Here is a 24,801-nt window from a genome sequence, read left to right on the forward strand (position 1 = left end):
CACGGCTGAATCCGCGGCGGACGCGGCCCGGGGCGGTGGGCGTGGCGTCGGGATGTCTGCGGGTCGTCGGGTGATGATGGCGCCGTGCGCCTTGATCACGTGTCCTACGCGGTGGCCCGCGACAGCTTCGTCTCGACCGTCCAGTGGATCGGATCGGCCCTCGGCGCCGGGTTCGTCGACGGGGGCGTCCACCCGCGATTCGGCACCCGCAACTTCATCCTCCCGCTGAGCGGCGGCACCTACGTCGAGGTCGTCACCACACTCGACCACCCCGCCGCCGACCGCGCGCCCTTCGGCCAGGCCGTCGCGCGGCGCGCCGCCGAGGGCGGCGGCTGGCTCGGCTGGGTGGTCTCCGTCGACGACATCGCCCCGGTCGAGGCCCGCCTCGGCCGCACCTCGGCCGAGGGCCACCGTGTCCGCCCCGACGGATTCGACCTGAGGTGGAAGCAGATCGGCCTGCTGGAGCTGCTGGAGGACCCGCAACTGCCGTACTTCCTCCAGTGGTTGGTCCCCGACGAAGAGCGCCCGAGCGCCGGCCCGCGCACCTCCACCACCATCCACGGGCTCTCCATCGCCGGCGACGCCGCCTCCATCGCCGAGTTCCTCGGCGAACCAGCCGACCACCCCCTCGACCAGATCGACCTCACCTGGGTCGAGGATGAGGAACCGGGCCTCGTCTCGGTCGAGTTCGCCACCGCCCACGGGCCGGTCACGATCTGACGAGGTCCCACTGCTCCGCGGGAGCGGCCGGCTGGGGGTCTCCCCTTCAGGAGCGCCCCGCCGGAGCGGTGGGGGCCGCCGGTGACCCCGGGCCGAGGGGGGTGGCGAAGAGGCGCAGCCGGTGGGCGAGCGCCGCGGCCTCTCCCCGGCTCGCGACGGCGAGCTTGGCCAGGATGTTCGAGACGTGCACGCTGGCCGTCTTCGGGGAGATGAAGAGTTCCTCCGCGATCTGGCGGTTGGTGCTGCCGGTCGCGACGAGGCGCAGGACGTCCCGTTCGCGGCTGGTGAGGCCCAGGGCCTCGATGGGGTCGGTGTCGGGGGCCGGTGTGGCCGCGTGGGTCTCCTCTGCGGTCAGCGGGAGCCGGGCGCGCTGCGCGAGCAGGGCCAGGTCCTCGCCCAGCCGCCGGGAGCCGAGCCGGTCGGCGGCCGCGTGGGCGTCGCGGAGCAGGTCGGCGGCCCTCTCGCGGTCCCCGCCCGAGACCAGCAGTGCCTCGGCGAGCCGGTGGCGGGCCCGGGCCAGCAGGTACGGGCGCTGGAGGGGGCGTACGGCGGCCTCGACGGCGGTCCAGTCGGCGACGGTGTCGCGGCCTTCGGCGCGCAGCAGCTCGGCCCGCAGGTACTCGGCGTGCGCGGCCCAGACGGGGGCCGGGGTGGCGAGGGAGCGGGCGGCGGTGCGCAGCACCTCCAGGGCGGCGGCGCGGCCTGCGTCGGCGGCCGGCAGGCCGCGGGCGTCGGCTTCGGCGGAGGCGGAGGCCAGCAGCAGGGGCCAGGCGTAGCGGTGGTGGCCGAGCGGGAACCCGTGGGCGACGGCGTCGGCGGTCTCGGTGCGGACGTCGGCGATGCGGCCCTCGCCGTCGGCCAGGCCGATGGCCAGCCGGTAGAGCGGGAGCCGGTGCTGGGGCTGGCTGTCGTGGGTGCCGAAGTGGGTGTGGGCGGCGGCGAGCTGCTGGGCGGCCTCGGTGAGTTCGCCGCGGGCCAGGGCCAGGTAGGCCAGGCGTGCGGAGGCGGAGCCGCGCGGGGCGGCGCTCTGGCCGACCTGCAGGGTGCGGCGGGCCGCCTCGGCGGCCTCGTCCCAGCGGCCCAGGCTGTACAGGCTCTCCGCCATGTTCCCGCGGACCCAGGCCTCGGTGTCCAGGAGCCGGGACCTGCTGACGAGCTCGACCCCTTGTTCGGCCAGTTCCACGGCTTCGCGGGACCGGCCCGCGGCTTCGAGTTGAGAGGTGAGGTTGACGTGAGCGCGACCCGCGACCACGGTGAGCCCGAGCTCGGTGGCCCGGTCCTTGACCGCGTGCAGCTCGGCGAGGCCGGTGGCGCCGTCACCGGAGTCGGTGAGCAGGCAGCCGTAGGTGATCCGGGCGTTGAGCTCGGTCTCCTCGGCGCCGATCATCCGGGCGTACTCCACGGCCCGTTCGGCGGCGGCGAGGTTGCCGGGGCCCGGGTTGTGGAGCATGCCCCAGCCCGCGGCCCGGACGAGGACGTCGGCGTGCACCTGGGACGGGGGCAGCCCCTTGACCAGTTCCTGCGCGGTGGCGATCTCCTGCCAGCCGTCGCCCCGGCCGAGGTTGGCGATCAGGCGGGAGCGCTCGGTCCAGAACCAGGCGGCGCGCAGCGGGTCGTCGCCGTCCTCTTCGAGGGTCCGCAGGGCCAGTTTGGTCAGCTTCAGGGCGCGTTCGCGCTCTCCGCCGAACCGGGCGGCGACGGTGGCCTCGGCGAGCAGGTCCAGGCGCTGGAGCGGGGTGGTGGCCGGGTCGCAGCCGCAGGGCGGGTACACCTCGGTGTAGTCGGCGGGGCGCAGGTCCGCGCGTATCTCGTCGGGGACGCTGTCCCACAGGTCCATGGCCCGCTCCAGCAGGCTGAGCTGCTCGGAGTAGGCGTGCCGGCGGCGGGCCGTGACGGAGGCGGCGAGGACGGCGGGCAGCGCCTTGGCCGGTTCGTTGGCGGCGTACCAGTAGTTGGCCAGCCGGATGACCCGCTCCTCGGCGCGGACGAGCGATTCGTCGGCTTCCATGGCTTCGGCGTAGCGGCGGTTGACGCGGGCGCGTTCGCCGGGCAGCAGGTCGTCGCTGACGGCCTCGCGGACCAGCGAGTGGCGGAAGCGGTAGCCGTCGCCGTCGGTGGTGGCCAGCAGGATGTTGGCGCCGACGGCGGCGCGCAGGGCCTCGATGAGTTCGTCCTCGCCCAGCCGGGCCACGGCGCGCAGCAGGGCGTACTCGACGGTGGAGCCGCCCTCGGCGACGATGCGCACCACGCGCTGGGCGGCGTCGGGCAGTACCTCGACGCGCACGAGCAGGAGGTCGCGCAGGGATTCGGTGAGCCCGGTGCGGCAGCCGCTCTCCCGGGAGGCGACGAGTTCCTCGACGAAGAAGGCGTTGCCGTCGGAGCGTTCGAAGACGGAGTCGACGAAGCTCTCGTCGGGCCGTGAGGCGAGGATGCCGGCGAGCTGACGGCGCACCTCGGCCCGGTTGAAGCGCGGCAGTTCGATGCGGTGGACGGTGCGGAGGCGGTCGAGTTCGGCGAGCAGCGGGCGCAGCGGATGGCGCCGGTGGACGTCGTCGGCCCGGTAGGTGGCGACGACCACGAGCCGGCCGCGGCCGAGGGTGCGGAAGAGGTACGCGAGCAGGTGCCGGGTGGAGGTGTCGGCCCAGTGCAGGTCCTCCAGGACGAGCACGACGGTGCGGTCGGCGGCGAGCCGTTCCAGCATCCGGGCGGTCAGCTCGAAGAGCCGGGCGGTGCTCTCCTCGTCGTGCGGGCCCCGGGGGGTCTCGCCGAGTTCGGGGAGGATGCGGGCGAGTTCGTCCTCCTGGCCCGCGGCGGCTTCCGCCAGCTCGTCGGGGAGCAGGCGCAGCAGGGTGCGCAGGGCGGTCGAGAAGGGGGCGAAGGGAAGTCCCTCCGCCCCTATCTCCACGCAGCCCCCGACGGCCACCACGGCTCCGCGGCGGGCGGCCTCCGCGAGGAACTCCTCGGTCAGGCGGGTCTTGCCGACTCCGGCCTCGCCGCCGATGAGCAGGGCCTGCGGCTCCTGGCCGGCGGCGCGCCCCAGGGCGTCCACGAGTGCGGCCAGTTCGTCGGCTCGGCCGACGAACACCGGGCTGACAGATCTGGTCTCCACGCCGCCGAGCATCGCACAGAGGTGCGGGTCGGTGGCACTCGTTATCGGTGCGCTCCTCATCACGCGTCAGTTCACGCGGTCCGCGGCGCGGTTCACGCGACGCGGGTGAAGAGGCCGCGGTGTCCCCTCACCGACCTCTCGGCTTCGTTGTTCCCGGAGGAGGCGCGGGAGGCCTTCTTGGCCTCCTGGGCGATCCGGTACCGGTCGGCCTCGCGGATGAGGTCGGCGCGGCGGGCGGTGGCGATCTCGTACTCGAACATCTCGTTCTCCCTGGTTGCTCTTCTCGGGCACCTCGTTCGGTGTGATCCGAGATTCGCGTCCCAGAGGGGTGCGGCACATGGGGCTCATGCCGCATCTGTGGGGTGCCGGGGTCCTTAGGGCCGGGCCATCGGGGCCTGAGGCGTCCTGGTGTGCCCTAAGACCGGGCGGCGGATCCCGTAAGGCGGTGCCTACTCGGCGGCGGTGGGGAGGGGGAAGAGGAGGTCGAAGTACATGAGGCCGAAGAGCAGCACTCCGAGGAGGCCGAGGGCGACGGCGGCCCAGGAGACGGAGCGGACCCAGGCGGGGTGGAAGCGGCCGGGGGCGCCGAAGGCGGGGCGGGCGAGGACGAAGACGGCGAGGAGGAGGGCGAGGGTGGACAGGACGCCGTTGACGAGGGCGGTCATGTGCCAGGCGTCGCCGTACAGGGCGGCGATCTTCTCCTTGGCCGTGGTGGCGTCGACCGACCCGATCTGGCCGATGAGCGTCTGGCGTTCGGCGGCCACGCGGGAGACCCAGCTGCCGCTGAGGGCGACGAGGCCCAGACCCGCGGCGACGACGGCGCAGGCGGCGGCCCCCACGCCGGTGCTCTGCCCGGGGGCGTCCGCGGCCGCGTCGTCCAGGGCCCCCGCGTCCTCGGCCGCCGCGTCGTCCTCCGCCGCGGCGGGCGCCCCGCCGTCGGGGTCGGCGGCGGCCGGCGCGGGGGTGGTGGCCCCGTGCGGGGCGGCCGCCTCGTCCTCGGCGGTGTCCGCGTCGGGGCCGGTGGGGGCGGGGGTCTTGATGGTGTCCATGCCGGGCACCGTAGGCGGCGTTTCTGAGAGGTTCCTGAGAGGGCCGGGGAACTCCTGCCGGCGGTGGGCCGCCGGGCTGTGGCGTCGCCTGCGGCGGCGGGGGTCAGGCCGGGCGGGCCGCGGCCCATTCGGGGGCGAGGACGGCCCAGATCTCGGTGTCCTGGCGGACGCCGCGGTGGAGGTGGTTCTGCCGCATGACGCCCTCACGGGTCAGGCCGAGGCGTTCGGCGACGGCGATGCTGCTCTTGTTGCCGGAGGCCGCGTGCCACTCCACGCGGTGCATGCCGCGCTGCTGGAAGGCCCAGTCGATCAGGACCCGGCAGGCCTTGGTGACCAGCCCGCGGCCGGCCGCGGCGGGTTCCAGCCAGCAGCCGACCTCGCAGTTGCCGGCGGCGGCGTCGAAGGTCCGGAAGAGGACCCCGCCGACGAGCGTGCCGCCGACGCGGATGCCGTACAGCCGGGCACCGTCCCTGGCGGCCTCCTCCGCCTTGGAGCCGAGCAGGTGCCGCGCCGATTCGAGGTCGGTGGCACGGTCCGGGAGGCCGATGAACCGTCCGATGAACTCCCGGCCCCGGTCCATGTGGGCCAGGAACTCCTCGGCGTGCCACACCTCCAGCGGGAACAGCTGGGCGCCCTCGGCCAGTTCTCTTGCGAACATGCGTGCTTCCTTACGGCTCGTGACCGGTCAGCGGGACAGGTGGGCCGGCTCGGGGTGGTCGGTGTCCGGCCGCTGCGACGGAAGTGTCGCACGGGGAATACCGCGCTCCGGCGGCTCGATGCTGATCCGGGGCAGCCGGCGGTCGAGCCAGGCGGGGATCCACCAGTTCGCGCCGCCGAGCAGGTGCATGAGCGCCGGCACGAGCAGGGTGCGCAGGACGAAGGCGTCGAGCGCGACGGCGGCGGCGAGCGCGATGCCGAACATCGCGATGAGCCGGTCGCCGCTGAGCACGAAGGCCAGGAAGACGGAGATCATGATGACGGCCGCAGAGTTGATCACCCGGCTGGTTTCGGCGAGGCCCACGCGGACGGCCCGCCTGTTGTCACCGGTCTCCAGCCACTCCTCGTACATCCGGCTGACCAGGAAGACCTGGTAGTCCATGGACAGTCCGAAGAGCACGGACACCATGATCACCGGCAGGAAGGGCTCGATCGGCCCGGCGCTGCCCAGGCCCAGCGGTTCGCTCCCCCATCCCCACTGGAACACCGCGACGACGACGCCGAAGGAGGAGGCGACGGCCGCGACGTTCATGGCGGCGGCCTTGAGGGGGATGCCGATGGACCGGAAGGCCAGCAGCAGCAGGACGCAGCCGAGGGCGATGACCACCCCGACGAAGAGCGGCAGCTTGCCGACGATCACCTCGGCGAAGTCGTCGTAGCCGGCCGTCACCCCGCCGACGTGGGCGTCCATCGAGCTGCCGTGCCGGGCGCGCGGGATGACGTCCCGGCGCAGGGTCTCGACCAGCTCGCTCGTGGCCCGTGCCTGGGGGGCGGACTCCGGTACGACCGTCAGGACGGCGGTGTCCCCGCTGCGGTTGAAGACGGCCGGTCCGGCCGAGGCGACGCCCTCGGTGGTGCGCAGGGCCTCCGTCAGCCGGCCGACGGCGACGCGGTCGCCGGCTCCGTCGAGGCGGGCCACCACGGTGAGCGGGCCGTTCGTGCCGGGCCCGAAGCCGTCGGCCAGCAGGTCGTAGGCCTTGCGGGTGGTGGAGGCGGCCGGGTCGTTGCCCTGGTCGGAGGTGCCGAGGTGGAGCGAGAGGGCCGGCAGCGCCAGCCCCGCCATCAGCAGGACGGCGAGCAGTCCGAGCGGTTTGGGGTGCCGCTCCACGAAGGCCGACCAGCGGGCGGCGAATCCGGCCGGCGGCTGGGTCCGGGGGCCGTCGGCGGCGAGCCTGCGCCGTTCGCGGCGCGAGAGGGCCCGCATGCCGAGGTACGACAGGAGGGCGGGCAGCAGGGTGACGGAGGCGGCCACGGTCAGGATCACCGTCAGGGAGGCGGCCAGCGCGACCCCGTCGAGGAAGTCCAGCCGCAGCACCAGCATGCCGAGCAGGGCGATGCAGACGGTGGCCCCGGCGAAGACGACGGCCCGGCCGGTGGTGGCGACGGCGCTCTCGGCGGCCTCCTCGACGGTGAGGCCGCGCGCCAGGCCCTTGCGGTGCCGGGTCACGATGAACAGGGCGTAGTCGATGCCGACCCCGAGCCCGACGAGGGTGCCCAGCATCGGGGCGAAGTCGGCGACGGGCATGGCGTGCCCGAGGAGGGTGATCCCGAAATAGGCGCTGCCGACGCTGACGAGGGCGGTGGCGATGGGCAGCAGGCTCGCGGCGAGGGAGCCGAAGGCGAGGAAGAGGACCACGGCGGCGATGGCGACGCCGATGACCTCGGCCAGGTGCCCGCTCGGCGTGCCGGTCAGGCCGACGGCGCGGCCGCCGAGCTCGACCTGGAGGCCCCCGGCCTCGGTGGTGGGGTTCTTCGCGGTGTCCACGACGGCCTTGGCCTGGGCCTTGGGTACCGAGTCGGCCTGCCGGTCGAAGGTCACCACCGCGTACGCGGTGCGTCCGTCGCGGCTGATCTGGGCCGTGCCCGCGGGGCCCGGTGCGTAGGGGCTCGCGACCGACGCCACCCCGGGCAGGGCCGCGACGGCGTCCAGGGCCCGGGTCATGCGCTGCTCGATGTCCGGGGTCCGTGCCGTGCGGTGGTCCGGGGCCCGCCACACGATGGTGTCGGTGTCGCCGCCCTGCCCGTGGAAGCCCTCGCGCAGGAGGGCGTGGGCCTTGGCGGATTCCGTGCCGGGGACCTCGTAGTCGTTGGAGAACGCGGTCCCGGCGGCTCCGGCCGCCGCGGCGGTCCCGCCGAGGGCGAGCAGCCAGATCAGGACGGTGACCAGTCGGTGCCGCAGGCACCACCGTGCGATTGCTGCCAACGGACGTGCTCCCTGGTGGTTCGGATCTTCAGCGGGAGGTAGCCCGGCGCAAAGAACTCATGAACGCGTGAACGTGTGCGGGCCGGCCGCGAGGTCCGCCGCGGCCAGGGGTCCACACCTCGATCGACACGATTCCAGCCATGTGTGATCGTTGGTTCGGTTCGTGTGCATCGTCACAGATCTGTCGCGGAATGCGGGACCTTCGTCACTGGTGTCCGGTGGCGGACGGCTCGTCGGCCCGGTAGCCGGGGACCGAGGGCCAGCGGACGGTGAGGACCACCGTGTCCTCCTCCGCGTACCAGGAGTGGTCGACTCCGCGTCCCCAGACCACGTAGTCCCCCTGCTCGGCGAGGACCACGGTCCGGCCGGGGAACTCCAGCCGGAACCGGCCGCTGATCAGCACCTGGAGCGCGGTGCGCCGCTCCCCGGTCACCCACTTCCCGCGTTCCTCCCCCTTGGGGTGGACGCCCCACTTGATTTCGACGTCCTCGCTGTGGCGGGGATCGCCGGGGCTCTTGAAGTGCCCGAGGAGCCAGCCCCGGTCGGCTGCGGCGTCCGGGGTGGCCTTGCCGGTGTAGATCGCGAGGTCGTCGTTCACGGGGTGAGGCTAATGCAGTTGTGGGACCGGCCGGGCTCCTGGTCAGCTGACCGCATGACGACGACTGATCACGATGAACTGCTGAAGGTGCGCGACCGGTACGACGCGCAGATGCGGCGCGACGCGCAGCCCGACACCCCGCACGCGCGGGTCGAGCGGGTGGGCGGGGTGGTACGCCGGACGGAGCGCGGGCTCGGCTGGAACGGCGTGCTCTGGTCGGACCTGGACGAGGACACGGCGGACGCGGAGATCGCGGCGCAGGTGGCGTACTTCGGCGCGCGCGGACAGGAGGAGGGCGGGCCGGAGTTCGAGTGGAAGCTGTACGCACACGACCGCCCGGCCGACCTCGGGGACCGGCTGCTCGCGGCGGGCTTCGTACCGGAGGCTCCGGAGACGCTGCTGGTCGCACGGACGGAGGACCTCGCCTCGCTGCCGGTGGAGCCGCCGGAGGGGGTCACCCTGCGGGTGGTGACGGACGAGGCCGGGGTGGACCTGATGATGGAGGTCCACCGCCGGGCCTTCGGCACCGAGCGGCCGCGCATCCGGCAGCAGCTGCTCAGCCTGCTGCGGGAGGAGCCGGACACGATCGAGGCCGTCGTGGCGATGGCCGGGGACGCCCCGGTGAGCGCGGCCCGGATGGAGATGCGCCCGGGCAGCGCCTTCGCGGGCCTGTGGGGCGGCGGCACCGACCCGCAGTGGCGCGGCCGGGGCCTCTACCGCCTGCTGGTGGCCCACCGCGCCCGCGTGGCGGCGGCCCGCGGCATCCCCTACCTCCAGGTCGACGCCTCGGACGACAGCCGGCCCATCCTGGAGCGGCTGGGCTTCGCCGTGCTGGGCGTCACGACGCCGTACCTGTGGACGGGCGGCGGCGCCTGATCCGGCGGGCCGCGGCGCACCCGCAGGGGCCTTCCGCGGGGGCGGGCGGCGGGGGAGGATCTTGGTCATGGAGAACACGGAACGCATCGGGCCGCCCCTGACCGGCGGGGAACGCGAAACCCTCCGGGCCTACCTCGACTACCACCGGGCGACGCTCGCCTGGAAGTGCGAGGGGCTCGGTGACGAGGAGCTGCGCCGGCGGGCCTCGCCGCCCTCCACTCTGTCGCTGCTGGGGCTGGTCCGGCACATGGCCGAGGTGGAGCGCCACTGGTTCCGCCGCACGATGGGCGGGCAGGACGTACCGCACCTGTGGTCCGACGACCACGATTTCCAGGCCGCGTACGACGCCTCCGGCGCCACCCGGGCCGAGGCGTTCGCCGCGTGGGAGGCGGAGGTGGAGCACGCCCGCGCCGTCGAGGCGGCCGCCGGCTCCCTGGAGGTGACGGCGTACGTCTTGAAGTGGGAGCAGGAGGCCTCGCTGCGGCTGGTGATGCTGCACATGATCCACGAGTACGCCCGGCACAACGGCCACGCCGACTTCCTCCGCGAGGCCGTCGACGGCACGGTCGGCGCCTAGGCCGGGCGCCCACCCCCTTCCCCCACCCCCTATAGTTAGGGCAGCCTTACCTAAGAAGCCCGGGGAAGAGTGTGAGCAGTGTGAGTACAGAGGCCTACGAGGTCTACCGCGACGACTGGGGCATTCCGCACCTGCGCGCCGACGACCCCCTGCGCCTCTCCTACGCCCAGGGCCGCGTCACCGCCCTCGACCGGGCCTGGCAGCTGGAGGTCGAGCGGCACCGCGCCCAGGGCTCCAGCGCCTCGTTCCTCGGCGCCGACTGCATCACCTGGGACCGCTTCGCCCGCCAGGCCCGCCTCGACGACACCGCCCGGCGCTGCCACGAGGCCCTCGACCCCGAGACCGCCGCCTGGCTGCGCGCCTACGTCGACGGGGTCAACTCCGGGCTCGCCGAGGGCGCCGCCCGGGACGAGCGCTTCGCGCGCACCGGTCACACCCCCGTCCCCTGGGAGCCCTGGGTCCCGCTGTCCGTCTGGACCGCCACGCACGTCCTCTTCGCGGGGTTCGCCACCAAGCTCTGGCGCCAGCGCGTCGCCCGCGTCCTCGGCGACGACGCCGCCACCCTCTTCGCGACCGACGGACCCGGAACCGCCGGCAGCAACGGCTGGCTGGTCCCGGGCGACCGGACCGCCACCGGCGCGGCGATCATCGCGGGCGACCCGCACCGGTTCATCGAGGACCCGGGCGTCTACCAGCAGATCCGCCTCTCCTGCCCCGAGTACGACGTCCTCGGCCTGGCCGTCCCCGGCGTACCCGGGCTCGCCCACTTCGGGCACACCGGCAGCGCCGCCTGGGCCATCACCAACGCCATGGCCGACTACCAGGACCTCTACGCCGAGCGGCTGCGCCCCACCGCCGACGGCCTGGAGGCGCTGGGACCCGACGGCGCCTGGGAGCCGGTCGCCCGCCACACCGAGACCCTCTCCGTGGCCGGGGCCGCCGACGTCGAGGTGGAGGTGCTGGAGACCCGGCGCGGCCCGGTCGTCATCCGCACGGGCAGCGACGGCACCCGCCCCGACGACGGCCTCGTCCCCGACGGCGCCGACGCGCTCTCCCTGCGCTACCCCCCGCGCGTCCGCCGCGACCTCGGCTTCGCCGCGCTGCCCGCCCTGCTCCGCGCCCGCACGGTCGCCGACGTCGACCGCGCCCTCGACGGCTGGGCCGAGCCCGTCAACGTCGTCCACGCAGCCGACTCCGAAGGCGGCCTCCTGCACCGGGTCGCGGGGGCCGTGCCGCTGCGCGACGCCGCCAACCGGCTCCGGCCGGTGCCCGCCTGGGACGCCCGCCACGCCTGGCAGGGCTGGGCGGCGACCCCCGCCGAGCCGGTGCAGGGCTTCGCCGTCATGGCGAACGCGCGGGGGATCGCGTCCCCGCTCGGCGTGGAGTTCGCACCCCCGCACCGGGCCGACCGGATCCGCGAGCTGCTCAGCGGCTCGGCGGACTGGACCCCGCAGGCGATGGCCGGCGTACACGGCGACACGTACCTCGGCTCCGCCGGACCGCTGCTCGCACTGCTGCCCGCCCTCCGGGACCTCTCCCCCGCCGCCGGCCGGCTCCGCGAGCGGCTCCTCGCCTGGGACCGGCGCATGGACGCCGACAGCACCGACGCCGCCGTCTTCGCGTCCTTCCGGAGCGCGACCGTACGCCGCCTCGCCGGCGACCGCGTCTTCGCGGACCTCGCTCCGGCCCCCGGCGGCCCGGAGGTCTTCCACCCCTGGCTGTACCTCCTGCCGCGGGTGGGCTACGCCCTCGAAGGCCTGCTGACCACCAGCCTCCTCCCCGGCCTCGACCGCGCCGCGCACGTCCGCGCCGCCCTGGAGGAGACGGCCGCGGCCGACGCCCCCGAGACCGCCTGGTCGCAGCTCCACGTCCTCACCCCCTGGTCGGCGCTGCCGGACCCGGAGGCCGGGTGGCCGGGCCTGGGCGGCGACCACGACTGCGTCAACGCCACCTCCTCCGTCCCCGGCGTCACCGACCGCGCCGCCCGCGCCTCCGCCGCCCGCTACGTGTGGGACCTGGGGCGCCGCGAGGACAGCCTCTGGGCGGTCCCGCTGGGTGCGGACGGCGTCGCCGGCTCCCCGCACCACCGCGACCAGCTCCCCCTGTGGGCGCGCTGCGAACTCGTACCCGTCGTCACCGACTGGGCCCGCCTCACCAAGGACCGCACATGATCCCCGCCCCCGGCTCCGCCCCCGCCCCCGCCCGCACGCCCGTCCACACCCGGCACGTCGAGGGCTTCGGCACCGTCACCATCACCCCCGTCGACCCCGCCGCCGACTCCGCGCTGATCCACAGCTGGGTCACCGAGGAGCGGGCCCGCTTCTGGGGCATGGGCGGCGCCGACCGCGCACTGGTCCAGGAGGTCTACGAGGACGTCGACCGCCGTACCACCCACCACGCGTTCATGGTCGCCCGCGACGGCGAGCGGGTCGCGCTGTTCCAGACGTACGACTGCGCCGAGGACCGGATCGGCGCGTGCTACGAGGTCCAGCCCGGGGACGTCGGCGTGCACCTGCTGATCGGTCCGAGCCGCGGCAGGGTCCGGCACGGCTTCACCGGTGCCCTGATGACGGTCTTCATCGGCTTCCTGTTCTCCGACCCGGCAGCCCGCCGCGTCGTCGCCGAGCCGGACGCCCGCAACGCCAAGGCCATCGGCCTGCTGGAGCGCACCGGCTTCGTGCTCGGCCCGGAGGTCGAACTGCCGGAGATCGACCTGCCGGAGGTACAGCTCCCCGCGAAGCGGGCCCGCCTGGCCTTCCTCAGCGCGCCGGCGGCGGCCCGCTGACGGACGCGGTGATCGCTACCGGAGGGCGTCCACGCCGGGCACGACGAGCCCGAACAGGTCGGTGACCGTGGTCAGCGCGGCGGCCTGGAGGGCCGCCGCGGGCACCACGGCGCCGTCCGGCGCGGCCAGGGCGCGGGTCGCGGTGGCCTCGGCCACCACGGTGGGGCGGTAGCCGAGGGTGAAGGCCCCCTCGGCGGTGGAGGCGACGCACATGTGCGTCATGAACCCGGCCAGCACCAGGGCCCCGCCGCTGCCGGCCCCGAAGCCCAGCCCGGTCAGCGTCTTCTCCAGCTCGGTGGCGTGGAAGGCGTTCGGGAACCGCTTGACCACCACCGGCTCGCCCTCGGCCGGGGCGACCTCGTCGCTGATGGCGCCGATGCGGGCACGGATGTCGTACGGGGTGCCCTCGCCGCCGTCGTTGACGATGTGGACGACCGGGGCGCCGGCGGCGCGGGCGCGCTCCAGCAGCCCGGCACCGGCCGCGAGGGCCTCCTCGGCGCCGTCCAGGGCCATCACGCCGGTGCGGTAGGTGTTCTGGAAGTCGATCATGATCAGGACGGAGTCGCCCAGCCGGGGCGGCCGGCTGTCCAGTCCGCTCAGGTCGCGCAGGGTCGTGGACGCGGTGTGCGTGCTCATGGAGGGGCCTTTCGTACGAGGAACAAACAGGGACGAAGCGGGCGGCGGGAGGCGCGGCGAAGCCGGCTCCCCCGCCAGGAGGAGTGCGGGTCAGCCGGTCTGCGTACGGAAACGGCGGCGGTAGGCCGCCGGAGTCGTGGCGAGCTGCCGGCGGAAGGCCCGGTGCAGGGTCTCCGCCGAGCCCAGCCCGGCGGCGGCCGCGACCTGCCCGAGCGGGCTGTCCGTGGTCTCCAGTACGCGCCGGGCCGCCTCGATGCGGGCCGCCTCGACGTAGGCGGCGGGACTGGTACCGGTCTCCTGGGTGAAGACGCGGGCGAAGTGCCGCTCGCTCAGGCACATCCGGGCCGCGAGGGCGGGTGCGGACAGGTCCGCGTCGAGGTGGTCGGCGATCCACAGCCGCAGGTCGTCGATGTCCCGCCGACCCGCCGCGGGCCGGCTCAGCGGCACCGAGAACTGGCTCTGGCCGCCCTGCCGCTTGAGGTACATCACCAGCTGCCGGGCCACCGCCAGCGCGGTCGGCTCGCCCAGGTCCTCCGCGACGAGGGCCAGCGCCAGGTCCAGGCAGGCGCTGATGCCGGCCCCGGTCCACAGCCGGCCGCGGTCGGTGCGCACGAAGATCGGATCGGGGTCGACCGTGACCTCCGGGTGGTCGGCCGCCAGCTGGCCGGCGGTCGACCAGTGGGTGGTCGCCGTCCGCCCGTCCAGCAGCCCGGCGGCCGCCAGCACGTGCGCCCCCACGCACACCGACGCCACCCGCCGGGCGTGCGGGGCGGTTTCGCGCACCCACGCCACGACCGTGTCGTCGATCCGGGCGACGGGGCCGGCGTCGGTCATGTCGACCGCGCCGGGCACCAGCAGGGTGTCCACCCGCTCGCGGACCTCGTCGAAGGCGACGTCCGCGAGCAGCCGCACTCCGGCCGACGTCCGCACCGGACCGGCGACGGGCCCCGCGAGGAGGACCTCGTAACCGGCCCGCCCGCCGGTCTCCCGGTTGGCCAGGGCGAAGACCTCGGCCGGACCGGTGACGTCGAGGAGGTCGACATCGGGGAAGACCGCGATGACGACCCGGTGCGAAGTGGGCATGACCCCATCCTCACGTGGCGCCGCCGTGGCCACCATGACGATTCCCCGTCACATCCGGACACGCCGCACCATCCGCGCCCCACGGCCCCACGGGACACGGCGAAGGCCCCGCACCGGGAGACGGTGCGGGGCCTTCGTCAGGAGCGGGGAGGGATCAGCCCTCGACGCCCAGGCGTTCCAGGATGAGCTCCTTGACGCGGGCCGCGTCGGCCTGGCCGCGGGTGGTCTTCATGACCGCGCCGACCAGGGCGCCGACGGCGGCGATCTTGCCGCCGCGGATCTTGTCGGCGATGGCCGCGTTGCCCGCGATGGCCTCGTCCACGGCCGCGCCGAGCGCGCCCTCGTCCGAGACGACCTTCAGGCCGCGCTTGTCGACGACCTCGTCCGGGGTGCCCTCGCCGGCGAGGACGCCCTCGATGACCTGGCGGGCCAGCTTGTCGTTGAGCGAGCCCTCCGCGACGAGCGCCGCGACCCGTGCCACCTGGGCCGGGGTGATCGGCAGCTCGTCGACCGAGACGCCCTTCTCGTTGGCGTTGCGGGCCAGCTCGCCCATCCACCACTTGCGGGCGGCGGCCGAGTCGGCGCCCTCCTCGATGGTGGCGACGATGGAGTCCACGGCGCCGGCGTTGAGGATCGACTGCATGTCGTGCTCGGTGACGCCCCACTCCTCGCGGAGGCGGTTGCGGCGCACGCGCGGCATCTCGGGCAGACCGGCGCGCAGCTCCTCGACCCAGGCGCGGGCCGGGGCCACGGGCACCAGGTCCGGCTCCGGGAAGTAGCGGTAGTCCTCGGCGTTGTCCTTGATGCGGCCGGCCGTGGTGGAGCCGTCCTCCTCGTGGAAGTGCCGGGTCTCCTGCACGATCGAGCCGCCGGACGAGAGCACCGCCGCGTGGCGCTGGATCTCGAAGCGGGCCGCGCGCTCGACGGAGCGCAGCGAGTTGACGTTCTTCGTCTCGCTGCGGGTGCCGTACGGCGCCTCGGGCGAGGGGCGCAGCGACAGGTTGACGTCGCAGCGCATCTGGCCCTTGTCCATGCGGGCCTCGGAGACGCCGAGCGCCTTGATGACCTCGCGCAGCTCGGCGACGTACGCCTTGGCGACCTCGGGGGCCCGCTCGCCCGCGCCCTCGATGGGCTTGGTCACGATCTCGATGAGCGGGATGCCGGCGCGGTTGTAGTCCAGCAGGGAGTGGGACGCGCCGTGGATGCGGCCGGTGGCACCGCCGACGTGCAGCGACTTGCCGGTGTCCTCCTCCATGTGGGCGCGCTCGATCTCCACGCGGAAGACCTCGCCGTCCTCCAGCTGGACGTCCAGGTAGCCGTTGAAGGCGATGGGCTCGTCGTACTGGGAGGTCTGGAAGTTCTTCGGCATGTCCGGATAGAAGTAGTTCTTCCGGGCGAAGCGGCACCACTCGGCGATCTCGCAGTTGAGGGCGAGGCCGATCTTGACGGCGGACTCCACGCCGATCGCGTTGACGACCGGGAGGGAGCCGGGCAGACCGAGGCAGGTCGGGCAGGTCTGCGAGTTGGGCTCGGCGCCCAGCTCGGTGGAACAGCCGCAGAACATCTTGGTCTTGGTGCCGAGCTCGACATGGACCTCGAGGCCCATGACGGGGTCGTACGACGCGAGGGCGTCCTCGTACGACAGCAGTTCGGTGAAGGTGGTCACGGTGAAACTTCCCTCTCAGCCCAGCAGGACGTCGTCGTCGCCGAGGCGCTTCAGCTCGCGGTACAGGATCGCGAGGCCGGTGACGATGGCGGCGGCGGACACAACGGCGTCGACCAGCTTCAGCGTGTCGTTCTCGGTGCGGGCCTTCCTGGCCTGCTTGATCACGCTGATGGCACCGAACGCGGTGGTGCCGATCGACAGGTACGTGCCGGACTTGGACTTCTTGAAGCCCTTGGCCTTGGACAGTGCACTGGAACTCACAGCGACGGAGCCTCCTCGAGCAGCGGGTGACCCCAGCGCGCGGTGAAGGCGGCCTCGACGGCGGCACCGACCTTGTACAGGCGGTCGTCCTTCATCGCCGGGGCGATGATCTGCAGTCCGACCGGCAGGCCGTCCTCCGGTGCCAGGCCGCACGGCAGCGACATGGCGGAGTTGCCGGCCAGGTTGGTCGGGATGGTGCACAGGTCCGCGAGGTACATCGCCAGCGGGTCGTCGGTGCGCTCACCGATCGCGAAGGCGGTGGTCGGGGTGGTCGGGGAGACGATCACGTCGACCTGCTCGAAGGACTTCTCGAAGTCCTTCGTGATGAGCGTGCGGACCTTCTGGGCGGAGCCGTAGTACGCGTCGTAGTAGCCGGAGCTGAGCGCGTACGTGCCGAGGATGATGCGGCGCTTGACCTCGTCGCCGAAGCCCGCCTCGCGGGTCAGGGCGGTGACGTCCTCGGCGGACTTCGTGCCGTCGTCGCCGACGCGCAGGCCGTAGCGCATGGCGTCGAAGCGGGCCAGGTTCGAGGAGGCCTCGGACGGCGCGATCAGGTAGTAGGCGGCCATGGCGAGGTCGAAGGACGGGCAGTCCAGCTCGACGATCTCGGCGCCGAGCTCCTTGAGCAGCTCCACCGACTCGTTGAAGCGCTGGATGACGCCGGCCTGGTAGCCCTCGCCGGCGAACTGCTTGACCACACCGACGCGCATGCCGGCCACGGAGCCGTTGCGGGCGGCCTCGACGACCGGCGGGACCGGGGCGTCGATGGAGGTGGAGTCGAGCGGGTCGTGGCCGGCGATGACCTCGTGCAGGAGGGCCGCGTCCAGGACCGTACGGGCGCACGGGCCGCCCTGGTCCAGGGAGGAGGAGAAGGCCACCATGCCGTAGCGGGAGACACCGCCGTACGTGGGCTTCACGCCGACGGTGCCGGTGACGGCGGCGGGCTGGCGGATGGAGCCGCCGGTGTCCGTGCCGATGGCGAGCGGGGCCTGGAAGGCGGCCAGCGCGGCCGCGGAACCGCCGCCGGAGCCGCCGGGGATCCGGGTGAGGTCCCAGGGGTTGCCGGTGGGGCCGAAGGCGCTGTTCTCGGTGGAGGACCCCATGGCGAACTCGTCCATGTTGGTCTTGCCGAGGATGACGACGCCGGCTTCCTTGAGCTTGCGCGTCACGGTGGCGTCGTAGGGCGGGATCCAGCCCTCGAGGATCTTCGAACCGACGGTGGTCGGGACCCCGGTGGTGGTGAAGATGTCCTTGAGGGCGAGCGGGACGCCGGCCAGCGGGCCGAGCTCCTCGCCGCGCTCGCGCTTGGCGTCCACGGCGCGGGCCTGCTCGAGTGCGCCCTCGCGGTCGACGTGCAGGAAGGCGTTGACCTTCTCGTCCGTCGCCTCGATGCGCGCGAGGTGGGCCTCGGTGACCTCGACGGCCGTGAGCTCGCCGGAGGCGATCTTCTCGGCGGTCTCGGCGGCCGTGAGCTTGATGATGTGGGTGTCGGCCATGGTGATTAGTCCTCCCCCAGGATCTGCGGCACCTTGAAACGCTGCTGCTCCTGGGCGGGAGCACCGGAAAGCGCCTGCTCGGGGGTGAGCGAGGGACGGACCTCGTCCGCGCGCATGACGTTCGTCAGCGGCAGCGGGTGGGAGGTCGGCGGGACGTCTTGGTCGGCGACCTCGGAAACGCGGGCGACCGCGCCGATGATGTCGTCGAGCTGTCCTGCGAAGTGGTCGAGCTCTTCGCTCTTCAGCTCCAGACGTGCCAGCCGAGCGAGGTGGGCGACCTCCTCGCGCGTGATGCCAGGCATGCAGCGATCCTCTGGGGGTGGTGAGTGTGTAGGTTTCGGCCCCAATCCTATGGGGCCGGGCCCCCGACCCGTTAAACGGTTTGCCGCCGCCCCCTTCCGTGGCCGGGCCGCACCACCGCGCGCCGGCCGCTTCCCGCCGCCCCGTCCGCCTACGGGGCCGGGGTGTCGGAGGTGGCGGCGGCGGTGGAGGAGGCCGCGGCGGCGAGTTCCGCCGTGATGTCGGCCGGTCGGCGCCAGCCGCGCTCGCCGCGGGCCAGGAGCCAGGCGGTGGCCTCCTGCGGGGGCATGGCGGCGGCGACCAGCCAGCCCTGTACGGCGTCGCAGCCGAGGTCGCGCAGGCGCTCCCAGGTCTCGTCGTCCTCGACGCCCTCGGCGACGACCAGCAGGCCCAGGGAGTGGGCGAGGTCGACCGTGCAGCGGACGATCTCCGCGTCCTGGGCGTCGACGGCCAGCCGCGCCACGAAGGAGCGGTCGATCTTCAGCTCGCTCACCGGGAGCCGCCGCAGGTGCACCAGGGAGGAGTAGCCGGTGCCGAAGTCGTCCAGGGACATCTTGACTCCGTGGCCGGTCAGCCCGGCCATGGTGTCGGCCGCCCGCTGCGGGTCCTCCAGCAGGACGTGTTCCGTTATCTCCAGCTGGAGGCCGCTCGCCGGGACGCCGTGCCGGGCGAGCCGCGCCGCGACGGCTCCGGCGAAGCCCGGGGTGTGGACGTCGCGCGGCGAGACGTTGACGGCGACGGGGACCTTCAGGCCCTGCGCCCGCCACCGGGCGACCTGGGCGAGGGCGGTCTCCAGGACGTACTCCGTCAGGTGCGGCATCAGCCCGGAGGTCTCGGCGATCGCGATGAACTCGTCCGGGGAGACCCGGCCCCGCTCGGGGTGCACCCAGCGGACCAGCGCCTCCAGGCCCGCGACCTGCCCGTCGAAGCGGACCTTGGGCTGGTAGTGGAGTTCCACTTCGCCGGCGTCCAGGGCCCGGCGCAGGTCGCCGAGGAGGCCGAGCCGGTCGGGGGTGTTGCTGTCGCGCTTGGACTCGTAGACCTCCACGCCCGTCCGGTCGCGCTTGGCCTGGTACATGGCCACGTCGGCCCGGCGCAGCAGCCCTTCGGCGTCCAGCGCGTGGTCGGGGAAGACGGCGAGCCCGGCGCTGGCCTCCAGGACCAGGGTGAGGCCGTCGAGGTCCAGCGGGGAGCTGAGCTCGGCGACCAGGTTGCGGGCCACCCGCTGGGCGCTGGTGGTGGAGTCGGTGGTGGGCAGCAGTACGGCGAACTCGTCGCCGCCGAGCCGGGCCGCCTCCGCCTCGGCCGGGAGCGCCTGGCGCAGCCGCTCGGCGATCTGGAGCAGCAGCCGGTCCCCGGCGAGGTGGCCCAGCGTGTCGTTGACGGCGCGGAAGCGGTCCAGGTCGATGAGCACGAGGGCCGACCGGGTGCCCAGGCGTTCGGCCTCGTCCAGCGCGGACCAGGCCCGCTCCAGCAGCCACTGCCGGTTCGGCAGCCCGGTCAGCGGGTCGCGCAGCTGCTCCTCGGCGCGGGCGCGGGCGATCCACAGGGTCGAGTCGAGGGCGATGAGCGGTACGGCGAACAGCGGCAGCAGCACCGGCTGGGTGCTGGCCACCACGCAGATGAGCGGGGCGATGCCGAGCAGGGCCCCGGCGACCAGGGCCTGGCGCAGCAGGGCCGTACGGGCGACGGTGGGCAGCCCGCCGCCGCGCGGGGCGAGGGCGAACCACAGCAGGATCCGGGTGACCAGCAGGTAGGAGAGGGCGACCAGGACCACCTCGGGGGCCGCCGCGAGGTCCCAGTCCATCGGCAGCCACGGCCTCTCGACGCTCGGCGCGTCACCGAAGGCGGCCAGGACGAGGGCCCCCGCGCCGATGCCGAGGATGTCGACGGAGCCGTGCAGCAGGCCTTGCCGCCAGCGCTGCCGGCGCGCGGCCCCGACGAGGGACACCACGGCCAGGGAGACGAGTCCGGCGGGGATCCATCCGTAGAGGATGAGCACCCCGAGGGTGAGCGCGGCACCGGATCCGGTGCCGCCCCACCAGCGGTCGCGGCCCAGGGCGACGAGGTGGCCGACGATGATGCCGGTGAGCAGGGCGAGCGCCCATCCCACCGGGCCGCCGGGGAACAGCGCCTGACGGTCGGTCAGCGCCGAGGCGATGCCGGCGGCGAGCACCACGGCGGAGAGGCACACGAGCGCGAGGGGCAGCACGGTGCGCCGTCCCTGCCGGCCCGGTCCGCCCGCCCCCTGCTCCAGGGCGCGGGTCTCCGGTGTCCTGGCACCCAGGACACCCAGCCGGCCCGCCCGTACGGGCGGGATCTCCCCGCCGAATTCAGGTGACGGGTCGGCGCTTTCGGTGGGTTTCATGCCCGTCCCTCTCACAGCCGGCGATGCCGATGTCGCGCGATGGCCCCGGTGTCATGCCATCACGGCTGAAAGCGCATCAGGCAGCCGCGCACGACAGGGGCACCCCACAACAGTAGGACGCGAGTGGCTCCCAGGGGCAGCGGTCGGCGGTGGTTGCCCGAATGCGGACCAGCCATCCTCATCAGTACGGTATCCGCCGAACGGGTGAGTTTGGACCAGGACCCCTCCGTCACCCGTCCGATGATCCGACAGCTCACCGCCCCTCGACCAGCCTTGTACCAGCCGTTCACCACCGGACACCGCGCCCGGCGTGCGCCCGCCCGCACGGCCGCAGGCCACGCATCCGTTCCCCCGCAGAGCCGTACCCGGGGAGTTCCGGTCCGGGTCCGCTACTGCTCCTGCGCGGGGCCGCCCTCCAGCGGCAGCGCCGCCTCGCGCGCCGCGTCGGGCCCCTGCTCGAGCAGCACCGCGAAGCCGGCGTCGTCGAGGATCGACAGCTTCAGCTGGACGGCCTTGTCGTACTTGGAGCCGGGGTTGTCGCCGACGACGACGAAGGAGGTCTTCTTCGACACCGAGCCGGTGACCTTGGCCCCGCGGCTCTGCAGGGCCTCCTTGGCCCCGTCCCGGGTGTGGTTCTGCAGGGTGCCGGTGACGACCACGGTCAGCCCTTCCAGCGGGCGCGGCCCCTCCTCTTCGGCGGAACCTTCCTCCTCCATCCGGACACCGGCCGCCCGCCACTTGCGCAGGATCTCCTGGTGCCAGTCGACGGCGAACCACTCCTTGAGGGAGGCGGCGATGATCGCGCCGACGCCCTCGGTGGCCGTCAGCTCCTCAAGGGTGGCCTGCTCGATGCGCTCGATCGAGCGGAACTCGCGGGCGAGCGCCTCCGCGGCGACCGGGCCGACGTGCCGGATCGACAGGCCGTTGATGATGCGGGCGAGCGGGCGGCTCTTGGCGGCCGCGATGTTCTCCAGCATGGCCAGGGCGTTCTTCTTCGGCTCGCCCTTCTGGTTGGCGAAGACCCTGACGATCTTCTCCTCGCCGGTCTTCGGGTCCCGCTTGGGCAGGCCGCTGTCCGCGTCCAGGACGTACGCCTTGATGGGCAGCAGCTGCTCGATGGTGAGGTCGAAGAGGTCGCCCTCGTCCAGCAGCGGCGGCTCGGCGGGCTCCAGCGGGCCGGTCAGCGCCGCCGCGGCCACGATGCCGAAGTTCTCGATGTCCAGGCTCTGGCGGCCGGCCAGGTAGTAGAGCCGCTCGCGCAGCTGGGCGGGACAGGTCTGCCCGTTGGGGCACCGGACGTCGATGTCCCCCTCCTTCATCGGGCGCAGCTCCGTCCCGCAGACGGGGCACTGGGCCGGCATGACGAACTCGCGCTCGGTGCCGTCCCGCAGGTCCACCACCGGGCCGAGGATCTCGGGGATGACGTCGCCCGCCTTGCGCAGGACGACGGTGTCCCCGATGAGCACGCCCTTGGCCTTGACGACCTCCTGGTTGTGCAGGGTCGCGAACTCGACCTCGGAGCCGGCCACCGTCACCGGCTCCACCTGGGCGTACGGGGTCACGCGCCCGGTGCGCCCGACGCCGACCTTGATGTCGATCAGCTTGGTGTTGACCTCTTCGGGTGCGTACTTCCAGGCGATGGCCCAGCGTGGGGCGCGGGCCGTGGAGCCCAGGCGGCCCTGGAGGGCGATCTCGTCCAGCTTGACGACGACGCCGTCGATCTCGTGCTCCACCGAGTGGCGGTTCTCGCCGAAGTGGGCGATGAACTCGCGCACCTCGGCCAGCGAGGAGACGACCCTGTTGTGCCGGGCGGTGGGCAGGCCCCACTCGCGCAGCAGCTCGTACGCCTGCGACTGGCGCTCGATCTCGAGGCCCTGGCGGGCCCCGATGCCGTGCACCACCATGTGCAGCGGGCGGGTCGCCGTGACCTTCGGGTCCTTCTGGCGCAGCGAACCGGCCGCGGCGTTGCGCGGGTTGGCGAAGGGCTTGCCCTGGGCCTCCACGAGCCGGGCGTTGAGCTCCTCGAACTTCTCCATCGGGAAGTACACCTCGCCGCGGATCTCGACCAGGGCCGGGACCCGGTCGCCGCGCAGGCGGTCCGGGATCTCGGCGATGGTGCGGACGTTGGGCGTGATGTCCTCGCCGGTGCGGCCGTCGCCGCGGGTGGCGGCGCGGGTGAGGCGGCCGTTCTCGTAGGTGAGGTTGACGGCGAGGCCGTCCACCTTGAGCTCGCACAGGTAGTGGTAGTCCGGGGTGTTCACGTCCCGGGCCACCCGGTCGGCCCAGGCGGACAGCTCATCGTCGTCGAAGGCGTTGTCGAGGGAGAGCATCCGCTCGCGGTGCTGGACGGAGGCGAAGTCGGTCTCGTACGCCCCGGCCACCTTCTGGGTGGGCGAATCGGGCGTGCGCAGCTCCGGGTACTGCTCCTCCAGGGCCTCCAGCGAGCGCAGCAGCTGGTCGAACTCGGCGTCGCTGACGACCGGCGCGTCGTTCACGTAGTACCGGAAGCGGTGCTCCTCGACCTGCTCGGCGAGCAGCTGGTGCTGCTCGCGCGCCGCCGTCGGTACTGCCGTGTCCTGCTGTTCGGCTGCCATGCCGTGTCCTCCCGTGGCCCGTCCTCGACCGTCACTCAGGGTTGTCGGCGAGCGACCTCGCCGCCCTGACGCAATGGGCCTGCACCGCGCGGGCGTACGCGGGCGAGGCGCCCGCCAGACCGCACGAGGGGGTGACCACGACGGACTCGGCGAGAGTCCCCGGAGCCAGCCCCAGCCTGCGCCAAAGCTTCCTGACACCCATGACGCTACCGCCCGGGTCCGACAACGGGACGTCGGTGCCCGGCACCACTCCGGCGAAGAGTTTCAGGCCGTCTTCGACGGCTTCGCCGATGGTGTCGTCCTCGCGCTCGGTGAGCAGGGAGAAATCGAACGAGACGCCCGTGGCGCCGGCCCGGCGCAGCAGCGCGAAGGGCACCTCGGGCGCGCAGGAGTGCACGACGACCTCCCCCTGGTGCACGGCGAACAGGTCGCGCAGGGTGCTCTCGACGACCTGCCGGTCGACGGCCCGGTAGGTGCGGTAGCCGCTGGCCGAGCGGACCCGGCCGAGCAGGACGGCGGTGAGCGAGGGCTCGTCGTACTGGAGGACGATCTCGGCGCCGGGTACGCGCTTGCGTACGTCGGCCAGGTGCTCGCGCAGGCCCTCCGCGAGGGATCCGGCCAGGTCGCGGCAGGCTCCGGGGTCCTGGAGCACGGCCTCGCCGCCGTGCAGTTCGAGCGCGGTGGCCAGCGTCCACGGGCCGACGGCCTGGACCTTCAGCTTGCCCGTGTAGCCCTGGGTGAACTCCTCCAGGGCGTCGAGGTCCTCCCCCAGCCAGGACCGGGCGCGCCGGGTGTCCCGGCCGGGCCGGTCGCTGATCCGCCAGCCGCTGGGCTCGACGTGGGCGTACAGGTCGACGAGCAGCCCCAGGGAGCGGCCGATCATGTCCGCGCCCGGCCCGCGGGCGGGCAGCTCGGGCAGGTACGGGAACTCCTCGAAGGAGCCGGTGACGGTCTTGGCGGCCTCGCGGGCGTCGCCGCCCGGCAGGGAGCCGACCCCGGTGGCGCCCGCGGTCATCGGCCGGGCCTGACGGACAGGTCGTTGACCTCGGCGTCGCGCGGCAGGTCGACGGCCATGACGATGGTCGTCGCCACGGACTCGGGGTCGATCCAGGCGGCGGGGTCGTACTCCTTGCCCTCCTGGGAGTGCACCTTGGCCTGCATGGGGCTGGCGGTGCGGCCCGGGTAGACGGAGGTCACGCGTACGCCGTTGCCCTTCTCCTCCTCGCGCAGCGAGTCGGCGAGGGCCTTGAGGCCGTGCTTGGAGGCGGCGTAGGCGCTCCACTCGGCGTGGGCGTGGAGCCCGGCGCCGGAGTTCACGAAGACGACGGTGGCCTTGGAGGCCCGCAGGGTGGGCAGCAGCAGCCGGGTGACCTCGGCGGGGGCGATGAGGTTGACGTTGAGCTGCTGGTGCCAGGTCTTGGGGCGGAGGTCGCCGACGGGTCCGAGGTCGACGATCCCGGCGATGTGCAGCAGGGAGTCGATCCGTTCGGGCACCGGCTGCTTGGAGAACGCCCACGACAACCGGTCGGGGTCCGCGAGGTCGCCCACGAGGGTCCGCGCGCCCGGGTAGCGCTCCACGAGCTGCCGGGCGCGGGCGGCGTCGCGGGCGAGGAGGACGAGGTCGTCGCCGCGGGCGTGCAGGCGGGCGGCGACGGCGGCGCCGATGCCGGAGCCGGCGCCGGTGATCAGGTGAGTAGCCATACGGCCCATGCTCGCATCCGCCCCGGCCCCGCGGCCGCCACGGTCCGCGGCTCCCGGCGGGC

Annotated in this window: 21 protein-coding genes; 5 read left to right on the forward strand and 16 right to left on the reverse strand. The window is 73.6% G+C overall.

Annotation, left to right across the window (positions count from 1 at the left end):
* Positions 1 to 84: 84 nt before the first annotated feature.
* A complete protein-coding gene (locus AB0D45_RS07505; RefSeq protein WP_362455830.1) occupies positions 85 to 720 on the forward strand; it encodes a VOC family protein in 636 nt (211 codons plus the stop codon).
* A gap of 46 nt (positions 721 to 766) precedes the next feature.
* Here AB0D45_RS07505 and AB0D45_RS07510 read toward each other — a convergent pair whose 3' ends face one another.
* The 6 genes from AB0D45_RS07510 to AB0D45_RS07535 form a co-directional block, all read right to left on the reverse strand.
* Positions 767 to 3,841 carry an AAA family ATPase gene (locus AB0D45_RS07510; protein ID WP_362455945.1) on the reverse strand — a complete coding sequence of 1,025 codons (3,075 nt, stop codon included), beginning with the start codon at positions 3,839 to 3,841 and terminating at the stop codon, positions 767 to 769.
* A gap of 80 nt (positions 3,842 to 3,921) precedes the next feature.
* On the reverse strand, positions 3,922 to 4,089 hold the full coding sequence (locus AB0D45_RS07515; RefSeq protein ID WP_362455832.1) for a hypothetical protein: 168 nt from the start codon (positions 4,087 to 4,089) through the stop codon (positions 3,922 to 3,924).
* A 189-nt stretch (positions 4,090 to 4,278) separates the two neighbouring features.
* Complete coding sequence (locus tag AB0D45_RS07520) at positions 4,279 to 4,878, reverse strand: hypothetical protein (RefSeq protein ID WP_362455834.1); 600 nt, start codon at positions 4,876 to 4,878, stop codon at positions 4,279 to 4,281.
* Between the two features lie 103 nt (positions 4,879 to 4,981).
* A complete protein-coding gene (locus AB0D45_RS07525) occupies positions 4,982 to 5,536 on the reverse strand; it encodes a GNAT family protein (protein ID WP_362455836.1) in 555 nt (184 codons plus the stop codon).
* Between the two features lie 27 nt (positions 5,537 to 5,563).
* Positions 5,564 to 7,798, reverse strand: a complete 2,235-nt coding sequence (locus AB0D45_RS07530) for an MMPL family transporter (RefSeq protein ID WP_362455838.1) — start codon at positions 7,796 to 7,798, stop codon at positions 5,564 to 5,566.
* A 205-nt stretch (positions 7,799 to 8,003) separates the two neighbouring features.
* The gene (locus AB0D45_RS07535; protein ID WP_361599049.1) at positions 8,004 to 8,396 is read right to left on the reverse strand and encodes a signal peptidase I; all 393 of its coding nucleotides are present in this window, start codon (positions 8,394 to 8,396) and stop codon (positions 8,004 to 8,006) included.
* Positions 8,397 to 8,450: 54 nt separating this feature from the next.
* On the opposite strand from AB0D45_RS07535, the gene AB0D45_RS07540 reads away from it, so the two are divergent.
* The 4 genes from AB0D45_RS07540 (at position 8,451) to AB0D45_RS07555 (ending at position 12,634) form a co-directional block, all read left to right on the forward strand.
* Positions 8,451 to 9,272, forward strand: a complete 822-nt coding sequence (locus AB0D45_RS07540) for a GNAT family N-acetyltransferase (protein WP_362455840.1) — start codon at positions 8,451 to 8,453, stop codon at positions 9,270 to 9,272.
* Positions 9,273 to 9,339: 67 nt separating this feature from the next.
* Positions 9,340 to 9,849, forward strand: coding sequence for a DinB family protein (locus AB0D45_RS07545; RefSeq protein ID WP_362455842.1), 510 nt, complete (start codon positions 9,340 to 9,342; stop codon positions 9,847 to 9,849).
* 80 nt (positions 9,850 to 9,929) lie between these two features.
* On the forward strand, positions 9,930 to 12,020 hold the full coding sequence (locus AB0D45_RS07550) for a penicillin acylase family protein (RefSeq protein WP_362455844.1): 2,091 nt from the start codon (positions 9,930 to 9,932) through the stop codon (positions 12,018 to 12,020).
* A complete protein-coding gene (locus AB0D45_RS07555) occupies positions 12,017 to 12,634 on the forward strand; it encodes a GNAT family N-acetyltransferase (RefSeq protein ID WP_362455846.1) in 618 nt (205 codons plus the stop codon). The genes AB0D45_RS07550 and AB0D45_RS07555 overlap by 4 nt, the downstream gene beginning before the upstream one ends.
* A 15-nt stretch (positions 12,635 to 12,649) precedes the next feature.
* Here AB0D45_RS07555 and AB0D45_RS07560 read toward each other — a convergent pair whose 3' ends face one another.
* The 10 genes from AB0D45_RS07560 to AB0D45_RS07605 all read right to left on the reverse strand — a co-directional run bounded on the left by AB0D45_RS07560 (position 12,650) and on the right by AB0D45_RS07605 (position 24,739).
* Positions 12,650 to 13,270, reverse strand: a complete 621-nt coding sequence (locus AB0D45_RS07560) for an isochorismatase family protein (protein WP_362455848.1) — start codon at positions 13,268 to 13,270, stop codon at positions 12,650 to 12,652.
* Positions 13,271 to 13,360: 90 nt separating this feature from the next.
* On the reverse strand, positions 13,361 to 14,353 hold the full coding sequence (locus AB0D45_RS07565) for a DJ-1/PfpI family protein (protein ID WP_361599067.1): 993 nt from the start codon (positions 14,351 to 14,353) through the stop codon (positions 13,361 to 13,363).
* 154 nt (positions 14,354 to 14,507) lie between these two features.
* Positions 14,508 to 16,019: an Asp-tRNA(Asn)/Glu-tRNA(Gln) amidotransferase subunit GatB gene (gene gatB / locus AB0D45_RS07570; protein ID WP_361599070.1), complete on the reverse strand. Its 1,512-nt coding sequence runs from the start codon at positions 16,017 to 16,019 to the stop codon at positions 14,508 to 14,510.
* Positions 16,020 to 16,034: 15 nt separating this feature from the next.
* The gene (locus AB0D45_RS07575; RefSeq protein WP_030295076.1) at positions 16,035 to 16,280 is read right to left on the reverse strand and encodes a hypothetical protein; all 246 of its coding nucleotides are present in this window, start codon (positions 16,278 to 16,280) and stop codon (positions 16,035 to 16,037) included.
* Positions 16,277 to 17,782: an Asp-tRNA(Asn)/Glu-tRNA(Gln) amidotransferase subunit GatA gene (gatA, locus tag AB0D45_RS07580; protein ID WP_362455947.1), complete on the reverse strand. Its 1,506-nt coding sequence runs from the start codon at positions 17,780 to 17,782 to the stop codon at positions 16,277 to 16,279. Before gatA ends, AB0D45_RS07575 begins: the two co-directional genes overlap by 4 nt.
* Positions 17,782 to 18,078 carry an Asp-tRNA(Asn)/Glu-tRNA(Gln) amidotransferase subunit GatC gene (gatC, locus tag AB0D45_RS07585; RefSeq protein ID WP_007266718.1) on the reverse strand — a complete coding sequence of 99 codons (297 nt, stop codon included), beginning with the start codon at positions 18,076 to 18,078 and terminating at the stop codon, positions 17,782 to 17,784. The genes gatA and gatC overlap by 1 nt, the downstream gene beginning before the upstream one ends.
* A gap of 149 nt (positions 18,079 to 18,227) precedes the next feature.
* Positions 18,228 to 20,444, reverse strand: a complete 2,217-nt coding sequence (locus tag AB0D45_RS07590; RefSeq protein ID WP_361599078.1) for a bifunctional diguanylate cyclase/phosphodiesterase — start codon at positions 20,442 to 20,444, stop codon at positions 18,228 to 18,230.
* Positions 20,445 to 20,833: 389 nt separating this feature from the next.
* On the reverse strand, positions 20,834 to 23,038 hold the full coding sequence (gene ligA / locus AB0D45_RS07595; protein WP_362455851.1) for an NAD-dependent DNA ligase LigA: 2,205 nt from the start codon (positions 23,036 to 23,038) through the stop codon (positions 20,834 to 20,836).
* A gap of 31 nt (positions 23,039 to 23,069) precedes the next feature.
* Complete coding sequence (locus tag AB0D45_RS07600) at positions 23,070 to 24,053, reverse strand: methionine synthase (RefSeq protein WP_362455853.1); 984 nt, start codon at positions 24,051 to 24,053, stop codon at positions 23,070 to 23,072.
* On the reverse strand, positions 24,050 to 24,739 hold the full coding sequence (locus AB0D45_RS07605; RefSeq protein ID WP_361599087.1) for an SDR family oxidoreductase: 690 nt from the start codon (positions 24,737 to 24,739) through the stop codon (positions 24,050 to 24,052). Before AB0D45_RS07605 ends, AB0D45_RS07600 begins: the two co-directional genes overlap by 4 nt.
* Between the last annotated feature and the right edge of the window lie 62 nt (positions 24,740 to 24,801).

The sequence above is a fragment of the Streptomyces sp. NPDC048352 genome (genome assembly GCF_040651895.1).
Lineage (GTDB): Bacteria > Actinomycetota > Actinomycetes > Streptomycetales > Streptomycetaceae > Streptomyces.